Source organism: Streptomyces sp. NPDC059787 (assembly GCF_042732315.1).
In the GTDB taxonomy this organism is placed as follows: domain Bacteria; phylum Actinomycetota; class Actinomycetes; order Streptomycetales; family Streptomycetaceae; genus Streptomyces; species Streptomyces atrovirens.
On sequence record NZ_JBHWHX010000091.1, the window covers coordinates 1 to 9637 of the forward strand.

Here is a 9637-nt window from a genome sequence, read left to right on the forward strand (position 1 = left end):
ATCGCGAAGACGACCGTGCCGAACACCACGTAGTGGAAGTGCGCCACCACGAAGTACGAGTCCGACACATGGAAGTCCAGCGGCGGCGAGGCCAGCAGGACGCCGGTCAGACCACCGAAGAGGAAGGTGACCAGGAAGCCCAGCGCCCACAGCATCGGCGTCTCGAAGGACAGACTGCCCTTCCACATGGTGCCGATCCAGTTGAAGAACTTCACCCCGGTCGGCACCGCGATCAGGAAGGACATGAACGAGAAGAACGGCAGCAGCACACCGCCGGTCACGAACATGTGGTGCGCCCACACCGTCGCCGACAGACCCGCGATCGCGATGGTCGCGCCGACCAGACCCATGTAGCCGAAGATCGGCTTGCGGGAGAAGACCGGGATGACCTCGGAGATGATGCCGAAGAACGGCAGCGCGATGATGTACACCTCGGGATGGCCGAAGAACCAGAACAGGTGCTGCCACAGCAGCGGCCCGCCGTTGGCCGCGTCGAAGATGTGCGCCCCGAACTTTCGGTCCGCCTCCAGCGCGAACAGCGCCGCGGCCAGCACCGGGAAGGCGAGCAGGACCAGCACACCGGTCAGCAGCACGTTCCAGGTGAAGATCGGCATGCGGAACATCGTCATGCCCGGAGCGCGCATGCAGATGATCGTGGTGATGAAGTTGACCGAGCCGAGGATGGTGCCGAAGCCGGAGAAGGCCAGACCCATGATCCACAGGTCGGCGCCGATGTTCGACGAGTAGTCCGAGGTCGACAGCGGGGTGTAGGCGAACCAGCCGAAGTCGGCCGCCCCGTTGGGGGTGCCGAAGCCGGCGACCGCGATCAGTGAGCCGAGCAGGTACAGCCAGTAGGCGAACATGTTCAGCCGCGGGAAGGCGACGTCCGGCGCACCGATCTGCAGCGGCATGATCCAGTTCGCGAAACCGGCGAACAGCGGCGTCGCGAACATCAGCAGCATGATCGCGCCGTGCATCGTGAACGACTGGTTGTACTGCTCGTTCGAGACGACCTGGAGGCCCGGCCGGGCCAGCTCGGCGCGCATCACCAGCGCCAGGATCCCGCCCAGCACGAAGAAACCGAACGACGTCGCCAGATACAGCGTGCCGATCGTCTTGTGGTCCGTGGTCGTCAGCCACTTCACCACGACCTCGCCACGCCTCTGGCGCCTGACCGGCAGCTCGTCCTCGTAGGTCTCCTCGTCGAGTGAGCCCACTGTGCTCTTGTCCGCCACTGTCCACGTCCTCCTATGGGCTCGGGAAGAGTTCCGAAGGCAGCATGACGGGACCATTCCCGGCCGAGCCCCAAGTCGGACACCGTGGCGCGCTTTCCACTCCGCATTCGGGTGACGTCGAATTTCCGTGCCCGTGGCGGGCGCGGTGACCGCCGCGCCCGCCGTCATGTCACCGGGCTGAAACGATCTCCCCGTCCCCCTGTGGGCCCGCCTTCCACGCCGCTAGCCTGAGCCGCCGAACAGACAGAACAACGGGGGACGTTGATGCCGACCTTTCGTCGTGCCGTGGCCTGGTCCGTCGACTTCGCGCTGGTGGTGGCGCTGGCGTCGGTGCTCGCGGTGCTCACCTTCAACCGGATATCCACCCTGGTCACCGATGTGCCCGAACTCGCCACGCGCGGCGGTTTCGATCTGCTGACCTCGCGCGGTGACGTGGTCGACGCCTCCGAGGACCTCGGCCTGTCCCTGTGGAACAAGTCGGTGCTCTACGTCGAGCAGGCCTTCGGGCTGCTGGTCGTCGTCACGTTCCTCTACCAGTGGGCGTGCCTGGCCCTGATCGGGCGCACCCTCGGCAAGGGGCTGACCGGGCTGCGGATCACGCCCCGCGGGCCCGGCGCGGCGGCGCGCCGGGCGGCGGTGACCACGGCGGCGGACGTCGCCGTGTACGCCGTGGCCTGCGTGCTGCTGATCGAGGGGCGGTTCGCGCTGTCCGTGCTGGTGTGGGCGGTCGCGGTGGCCCTGTTCCTGGTCAACGCGCTGCCCGTACTGGGCTCCGGCCGCCGTTCCCTCGCCGACCGGGTGGCGGGCACGTCGGTGACGGGACTCGGCCTCAGCATGCCTGACGCCATGCGTCCAGTTCGTACTTCTTGAGCAGGGAGCTCAGCCCCAGCCGGCGGGAGTCGGCGCAGAAGCGGTCGGTGGTCAGCTCGTACTCGACGTGGAAGACGGCCTTGTCCGCCTCGACGAACGGGGTCAGTTCCGCGCACTCGCCGTACTGGGCGCACTGTTCGTTGACCGCGAAGTCGAAGTCGTCGACCAGTTCGGGGATCTGGTCGAGGTCGTTCTTCAGGCCGACGGCCATACCCCGCTCGTGGGCGAGCCGGGCGATCAGCCGGTTGTAGCGGAGCTGGTCGTCGGCGGTGAGCGGGAACCCGGTGCGGTTGCGGTAGCCGTCCATGTTGTCCGGCTCCACCGCGTCGAAGCCCTTCTCCCGGCACATGTCGAGGCGCTCGGCCATGAGCGGCTCCAGTACGTCGGTACGGCGGATGTCGAGCCAGCGCTCGCCCTCCCAGCCGTTGCCGCGGCCGATCACCGACTCGGGGAAGTCGTCCGCGTCCGGGCGGAAGTCCTCCCAGGCGCCGGTGGAGAGGTAACAGATGACCTTCCGGCCGTCGCGGTGCAGTTCCGCGACCGTCTCCTTCGAGTGGTCGAAGCCGTCGATGTCGTAGACGGGGACGTCGACGGAGGTGTCGAGCCGTCCGCTGAGCTGCCACTGCCAGTCGGTGCCGGGCCCGGGCCGCCAACGGTCGCCGGCCGGTGTCCTCGCGGCGTCGTCGGCGTCGGTGTCGGGTCCGGGCGCGGCCGTACAGGCCGTCAGCAGCAGGGCGAGCAGCGGAAGAAGGAGGAAGGGTCGTCTCACCGGGCGGTCTCCAGAACGGGCGGTGGTGTGGTCGGCACCGCGGGCGGTACACAGGAACCTCAAGGATCATCGTCGCCGCCCCCGGGTGCGGCGGCGGGGTCCGGGAGATGGCCGCGGCGCCGCCACTGGGTGAACGCCCGCAAGAGTGAGCGAACGCTCACACGCGCGTAGGCTCGTGCCGAGTGTTCGCCGCCCGGGGACGACCCCGACGGCACCGCGCCCGTATGTCGGAACTAGGGTCGGCTGCCGGGCCCGGTCGACCCACACCCTTCGGCCACAGCAACTTCACATCGGAAGCGAGATTTCACCACCGTGACTGCTCTCACTCTCAGCACCGCCGCGGTCCCCGGCCTGCGGGCCGACGCGATCGTGATCGGTGTCGCCAAGGGCTCCGCGTCAAAGCCGGGGGGTCCCGTCGTCGCACCGGGCGCCGAGGCCGTGGACCAGGCGTACGACAGCGGGCTCGCCGGCGTCCTGGAGACCCTCGGCGCGTCCGGTGCCGAGGGCGAGGTGACGAAGCTCCCCGCGCCGGCCGGCTTCAAGGCGCCGCTCGTGGTGGCGGTGGGCCTCGGCGCCCAGCCCGAGAAGGACTCCGGCTACGACACCGAGGCGCTGCGCAAGGCGGCCGGTGTGGCCGCCCGTACCCTCGCCGGTTCCAAGAAGGCCGTGTTCGCCCTGCCCCTGACGGACGCCGCCGACGCCGGCGCGGTCGCCGAGGGCGTGCTGCTGGGCGCGTACTCCTTCGACGCCTACAAGGACAACGGCAAGAACGGCAAGGCGCCGCTCGCCGAGGCCGCGTTGCTCGGCGGCAAGCCCCGCGACAAGGCGTACAAGGCCGCGGTCGAGCGCGCCACCGCCGTCGCCGAGGAGCTGAACCGCGCCCGCGACCTGATCAACACTCCGCCGAACGACCTCAACCCCGAGGCGTTCGCGGCCATCGCCCAGGCGGCGGCCAAGGAGCACGGCATCAAGGTGCAGGTGCTCGACGAGAAGGCCCTGACCAAGGGCGGTTACGGCGGCATCCTCGGCGTCGGCGCCGGGTCGGCGTCGGGGCCGCGGCTGGTGAAGCTGTCGTACACCTCGTCCAAGGCGAAGAAGCACCTCGCGCTGGTCGGCAAGGGCATCACCTACGACTCGGGCGGCATCTCGCTGAAGCCGGCCGGGCACAACGAGACGATGAAGTGCGACATGAGCGGTGCCGCCGCCGTGTTCGCCGCGGTCGTCGCCGCCGCGCGGCTCGGCCTGGAGGTCAACGTGACCGGCTGGCTGGCGCTGGCCGAGAACATGCCGTCCGGCTCGGCGACGCGCCCGGGCGACGTGCTGCGCATGTACAGCGGCAAGACGGTGGAGGTGCTCAACACGGACGCCGAGGGCCGGCTGGTCCTCGCGGACGCGCTGTGGGCGGCCTCCGCGGAGAAGCCGGACGCGATCGTGGACGTCGCGACGCTGACCGGGGCGATGATGCTGGCACTGGGCAGCCGGACGTTCGGGATCATGGCGAACGACGACGCGTTCCGCTCCGCGGTGCACGAGGCGGCGGAGGAGGTCGGCGAGCCGGCGTGGCCGATGCCGCTGCCGGAGCACCTGCGCAAGGGGATGGACTCCGCGACCGCCGACATCGCCAACATGGGTGAGCGGATGGGCGGCGGGCTGGTCGCGGGGCTGTTCCTGCGCGAGTTCGTGGGTGAGGGGATCACCTGGGCGCACCTGGACATCGCCGGGCCGGCGTTCAACGAGGGCGGGCCGTTCGGGTACACGCCGAAGGGCGGGACGGGGTCGGCTGTCCGCACGCTGGTGCGGATTGCCGAGCTGGCGGCTTCGGGGGATCTCGGCTAGGGGTGCCTGGTCAACCGGGGTGCGGGGAGTCGTGCGACTGCGGGCCCGTTGTGGCTGGTCGCGCAGCTCCCCGCGCCCCTTGGGGTGGGCTGCGGCCGGCCCACCCCACAGGCGCCGCACACCGGGCGTGCCCACGCGGCGGAGCCGCAGATCGGACACGGCCCCGCGCCCCTTGGGGTGGGCTGCGGCCCGCCCACCCCACAGGCGCCGCACACCGGGCGCGCCCACGCGGCGGAGCCGCAGATCGGACACGGCCCCGCGCCCCTTGGGGCCGGCTGCGGCCCGCCCACCCCACAGGCGCCGCACACCGGGCGCGCCCACGCGGCGGAGCCGCAGACCGGACACGGCCCCGCACCCCTTGGGGCCGGCTGCGGCCCGCCCTCCCCACAGGCGCTGCGGGCCGGGTGCGGCGGAGCCGCAGATCAGACACAGTCCCGCGTCCTCAGGGGGCTGTCCTCCCGTCGGCCGCAAGTGAACGTGGGGCGTCTCACACCACGGCCCGGCGTCTCGTTCGGGTTCCACAAGTGCGAAGATGGGGCTCGGCAGGACAGGGCCCCATCCAAGGGCCGAGAACATAGAGCGGCCGGACACCAGCCGCCGACCGGTCACTGGAGACCGGCGTGGCGCACATGCATGGAGGACGTGACGTGGCGAACGACGCCAGCACCGTTTTCGACCTAGTGATCCTCGGCGGTGGAAGCGGTGGCTACGCCGCGGCCCTGCGCGGGGCGCAGCTGGGCCTGGACGTCGCCCTGATCGAGAAGAACAAGCTCGGCGGCACCTGCCTGCACAACGGCTGCATCCCCACCAAGGCCCTGCTGCACGCGGGCGAGATCGCCGACCAGGCCCGCGAGAGCGAGCAGTTCGGCATCAAGACGACCTTCGAGGGCGTCGACATGGCGGGCGTGCACAAGTACAAGGACGACGTGATCGCCGGCCTGTACAAGGGCCTGCAGGGTCTGGTCGCCTCCCGCAAGGTGACCTACATCGAGGGTGAGGGCCGGCTGTCCTCCCCCACCTCCGTCGACGTCAACGGCCAGCGCGTCCAGGGCCGCCACGTCCTGCTGGCGACCGGCTCCGTGCCGAAGTCGCTGCCGGGCCTGGACATCGACGGCAACCGGATCATCTCCTCCGACCACGCCCTCGTCCTGGACCGCGTGCCGAAGTCCGCGATCATCCTGGGCGGCGGCGTCATCGGCGTCGAGTTCGCCTCCGCGTGGAAGTCCTTCGGCGCCGACGTCACGATCGTCGAGGGCCTCAAGCACCTCGTCCCGGTCGAGGACGAGAACAGCTCCAAGCTGCTGGAGCGCGCCTTCCGCAAGCGGGGCATCAAGTTCAACCTGGGCACCTTCTTCCAGAAGGCCGAGTACACCCAGGACGGCGTCAAGGTCACCCTCGCCGACGGCAAGGAGTTCGAGGCCGAGGTCCTGCTCGTCGCCATCGGCCGCGGCCCGGTCTCGCAGGGCCTGGGCTACGAGGAGCAGGGCGTCGCCATGGACCGCGGCTACGTCCTGGTCGACGAGTACATGCGCACCAACGTGCCCACCGTCTCCGCCGTCGGTGACCTCGTCCCGACCCTCCAGCTCGCGCACGTCGGCTTCGCCGAGGGCATCCTGGTGGCGGAGCGTCTGGCCGGTCTGAAGACCGTCCCGATCGACTACGACGGTGTTCCGCGGGTGACGTACTGCCACCCGGAGGTCGCCTCCGTCGGCGTCACCGAGGCCAAGGCCAAGGAGATCTACGGTGCGGACAAGGTCGTCGCCCTGAAGTACAACCTGGCGGGCAACGGCAAGAGCAAGATCCTGAAGACCGCGGGCGAGATCAAGCTCGTCCAGGTCAAGGACGGTGCGGTGGTCGGCGTCCACATGGTCGGCGACCGTATGGGCGAGCAGGTCGGCGAGGCCCAGCTGATCTACAACTGGGAGGCGCTGCCGGCCGAGGTGGCCCAGCTCATCCACGCCCACCCGACGCAGAACGAGGCGATGGGCGAGGCCCACCTGGCGCTGGCCGGAAAGCCCCTCCACTCCCACGACTGACGCTCTCGGGCATCGGGCGCGACGACACAGACTTCCGCACTTTTAAAGGAGCAACCGAAACCATGGCGGTTTCCGTAACCCTTCCGGCGCTCGGCGAGAGCGTCACCGAGGGCACTGTCACCCGCTGGCTGAAGGCCGAGGGCGAGCGCGTCGAGGCCGACGAGCCGCTGCTCGAGGTCTCCACCGACAAGGTCGACACCGAGATCCCCGCTCCCGCCTCCGGCGTGCTGTCCTCCATCAAGGTCGCCGAGGACGAGACGGTCGAGGTCGGCGCCGAGCTGGCACTGATCGACGACGGCAGCGGCGCCCCCGCGGCCGAGCAGGCCCCGGCCGCCGAGCAGGCCGCCCCGCCGGCTCCCGCCCCGGAGCCGCAGGCCCAGCCCTCCGCCGAGCAGGCCGCCCCGGCCCCGGCGCCCACCGCCGAGGCCGCGTCCGGCGGCGGCTCCGCCCAGGGCACGGACGTGGTCCTGCCCGCGCTCGGCGAGTCCGTCACCGAGGGCACCGTCACCCGCTGGCTGAAGTCGGTCGGTGACACCGTCGAGGCCGACGAGCCGCTGCTCGAGGTGTCGACGGACAAGGTCGACACCGAGATCCCCGCCCCCGCGTCCGGCACGCTGCTGGAGATCGTGGTCGGCGAGGACGAGACCGCCGAGGTCGGCGCCAAGCTCGCCGTCATCGGCGAGGCGGGTGCCGCTCCGGCCGCCGCCCCGGCCCCGGCCCCGGCCGCTCCCGAGGCCCCGGCGCAGCCCGCGCCGCCCGCCCCGGCTCCGGCCCCGGCTGCCCCGGCTCCGCAGCAGGCCGCCCCGGCGCCCGCTCCGGCTCCGGCCGCTCCGGCCCCGGCTCCGGCCCCGCAGGCGCCCGCGGCCCCGGCCGCCGCCCCCGCCGCCGCCCAGGCGACGGACGACGGCGCCTACGTGACCCCGCTGGTGCGCAAGCTCGCCGCCGAGAACGGCGTCGACCTGTCCACCGTCAAGGGCACCGGCGTCGGCGGCCGTATCCGCAAGCAGGACGTCATCGCCGCCGCCGAGGCCGCGAAGGCCGCCACCGCCGCCCCGGCCCCGGCCGCCGCCGCCGCGCCCGCCGCGAAGAAGGCCCCGACCCTCGAGGCCTCCCCGCTGCGCGGCCAGACCGTGAAGATGCCGCGGATCCGCAAGGTCATCGGCGACAACATGGTCAAGGCCCTGCACGAGCAGGCCCAGCTGTCCTCGGTGGTCGAGGTCGACGTCACCCGTCTGATGAAGCTGCGCGCCCGCGCCAAGGACGCGTTCGCGGCTCGTGAGGGCGTCAAGCTCTCCCCGATGCCGTTCTTCGTCAAGGCCGCGGCCCAGGCGCTGAAGGCGCACGCGCCGGTCAACGCCAAGATCAACGAGGCCGAGGGGACCATCACCTACTTCGACACCGAGAACATCGGTATCGCGGTGGACTCCGAGAAGGGCCTGATGACCCCGGTCATCAAGAACGCCGGTGACCTCAACCTGGCCGGCATCGCCAAGGCGACCGCCGACCTGGCGGGCAAGGTGCGGGCCAGCAAGATCAGCCCGGACGAGCTGGCCGGCGCGACCTTCACCATCTCCAACACCGGTTCGCGCGGTGCGCTGTTCGACACGATCATCGTGCCCCCGGGCCAGGTCGCGATCCTCGGCATCGGTGCCACGGTCAAGCGTCCGGCCGTCATCGAGACCGAGGAGGGTACGGTCATCGGCGTCCGCGACATGACCTACCTGACCCTCTCCTACGACCACCGCCTGGTGGACGGTGCCGACGCGGCCCGTTACCTGACGGCGGTCAAGGCGATCCTGGAGGCGGGCGAGTTCGAGGTCGAGCTCGGTCTGTAGTTCCGGCGGTCCCGCGAGGGGCCGAGGATCCCAACGAGGTCGAGCTCGGTCTGTGATCCCGTGACCGCTCGGTCCGCGGTCGCCGACACGGTCGTACGGTGCCCCCGTCGGGGAAGCTCTCGAGGCTTCCCGGGCGGGGGCATCGGCGTATGGAACGTGTAAGTCTCGTCTCACCTGGGCGAAAGCGCCCCCGTGCGCCCCTCCCGGGCGGGCTCGCCGCCGTATTGTCTAAGCGTCAAAACCCCCGGGGTCCCGCCCGCCGCCCGGCCACCGCCCCTCAACGAGGCCCTCAGGGCCGCTGCATCGGATTCATGCCCCTCCCTAAGGAGCCCTCATGACCGCGCCCGTCGTCCACTCGCTGCGCGAACAGATCCGCGAGCACATCCTGGAAGGGATCATCAGCGGACGCTGGCAGCCGGGCGAGCGGATCGTGGAGCGGCGGATCGCGACCGAGCTGGAGGTCAGCCAGACGCCCGTACGGGAGGCGCTGCGCGAACTGGAGTCGCTGCGGCTGATCGAGTCGGCGCCGAACAAGGGCGTGCGGGTGCGGAACCTTACGGCCGCCGACCTGGAGGAGAGCTACCCGGTGCGGGCCGGGCTCGAGGCGATCGCGGCGGAGCTGGCCGCGGGGCGGCTGGCGGAGGACTGCTCGGCGCTGGAGCCGCATGTCGCCGCGCTGTACGAGGCGGACCGGTTGTCCGACGGGACGGGGCAGGTGCGGCACACCGTGGGGTTCCACCGGGAGTTGGTGCGGGCGGCGGGGAACTCGGTGCTGCTGCACACGTGGGAGGGGCTGGGGATCGAGGTGTTCACGGCGTTGTCGATACGGTGGCTGGGGACGGTGCAGCAGTCCTACGCGGAGGAGCACGAGGAGCTCGTCGCCGCGTTTCGGCGGCGGGATCCTCTGATCGCGGATCTGGTCAAGGCGCATGTGCTGGGGTGCGCGCCCCGGGCGTGACGCCGGGAGTTTCCTTCGCCCCCGCCGCCCCTTCCCGTCCCGCCCTCGGGGGCTCCGCCCCCGGACCCCCGCGCGCAGTTCCCCGCGCCCCTGGAAGG

General features: G+C 71.2%; 7 protein-coding genes. 5 read left to right on the plus strand and 2 right to left on the minus strand.

Features of this window, described 5'->3' with window-relative positions:
* Positions 1–1292 (minus strand): cbb3-type cytochrome c oxidase subunit I (locus ACFV5H_RS37255; protein ID WP_385058894.1); only part of this gene is annotated, 1292 nt, incomplete at its 3' end.
* A gap of 207 nt (positions 1293–1499) precedes the next feature.
* Between ACFV5H_RS37255 and ACFV5H_RS37260 the strand changes: the two genes are divergently transcribed.
* The gene (locus tag ACFV5H_RS37260; RefSeq protein WP_385058892.1) at positions 1500–2105 is read left to right on the plus strand and encodes an RDD family protein; all 606 of its coding nucleotides are present in this window, start codon (positions 1500–1502) and stop codon (positions 2103–2105) included.
* On the opposite strand, the gene ACFV5H_RS37265 is transcribed toward ACFV5H_RS37260, so the two are convergent.
* Positions 2065–2874: an endo alpha-1,4 polygalactosaminidase gene (locus tag ACFV5H_RS37265; protein ID WP_385058890.1), complete on the minus strand. Its 810-nt coding sequence runs from the start codon at positions 2872–2874 to the stop codon at positions 2065–2067. The genes ACFV5H_RS37260 and ACFV5H_RS37265 overlap by 41 nt on opposite strands.
* 312 nt (positions 2875–3186) lie before the next feature.
* Between ACFV5H_RS37265 and ACFV5H_RS37270 the strand changes: the two genes are divergently transcribed.
* The 4 genes from ACFV5H_RS37270 to ACFV5H_RS37285 all read left to right on the plus strand — a co-directional run bounded on the left by ACFV5H_RS37270 (position 3187) and on the right by ACFV5H_RS37285 (position 9539).
* Positions 3187–4710, plus strand: a complete 1524-nt coding sequence (locus ACFV5H_RS37270; protein WP_385058888.1) for a leucyl aminopeptidase — start codon at positions 3187–3189, stop codon at positions 4708–4710.
* Positions 4711–5357: 647 nt separating this feature from the next.
* Entirely contained in the window at positions 5358–6746 is a 1389-nt protein-coding gene (gene lpdA, locus ACFV5H_RS37275; RefSeq protein WP_385058887.1) for a dihydrolipoyl dehydrogenase, read from the plus strand.
* A 62-nt stretch (positions 6747–6808) separates the two neighbouring features.
* Positions 6809–8581: a 2-oxoglutarate dehydrogenase, E2 component, dihydrolipoamide succinyltransferase gene (gene sucB / locus ACFV5H_RS37280; protein ID WP_385199128.1), complete on the plus strand. Its 1773-nt coding sequence runs from the start codon at positions 6809–6811 to the stop codon at positions 8579–8581.
* Positions 8582–8915: 334 nt separating this feature from the next.
* Positions 8916–9539 (plus strand): GntR family transcriptional regulator, encoded by a 624-nt coding sequence (locus ACFV5H_RS37285; protein WP_030228993.1) that lies wholly within the window; start codon positions 8916–8918, stop codon positions 9537–9539.
* Positions 9540–9637 lie beyond the last annotated feature (98 nt).

Coding starts and splice junctions, on each gene's coding strand:
- ACFV5H_RS37260 (WP_385058892.1), top strand. CDS start 1,500: ATGCCGACCTTTCGTCGTGCCGTGGCCTGGTCCGTCGACTTCGCGCTG.
- sucB (WP_385199128.1), top strand. CDS start 6,809: ATGGCGGTTTCCGTAACCCTTCCGGCGCTCGGCGAGAGCGTCACCGAG.
- ACFV5H_RS37285 (WP_030228993.1), top strand. CDS start 8,916: ATGACCGCGCCCGTCGTCCACTCGCTGCGCGAACAGATCCGCGAGCAC.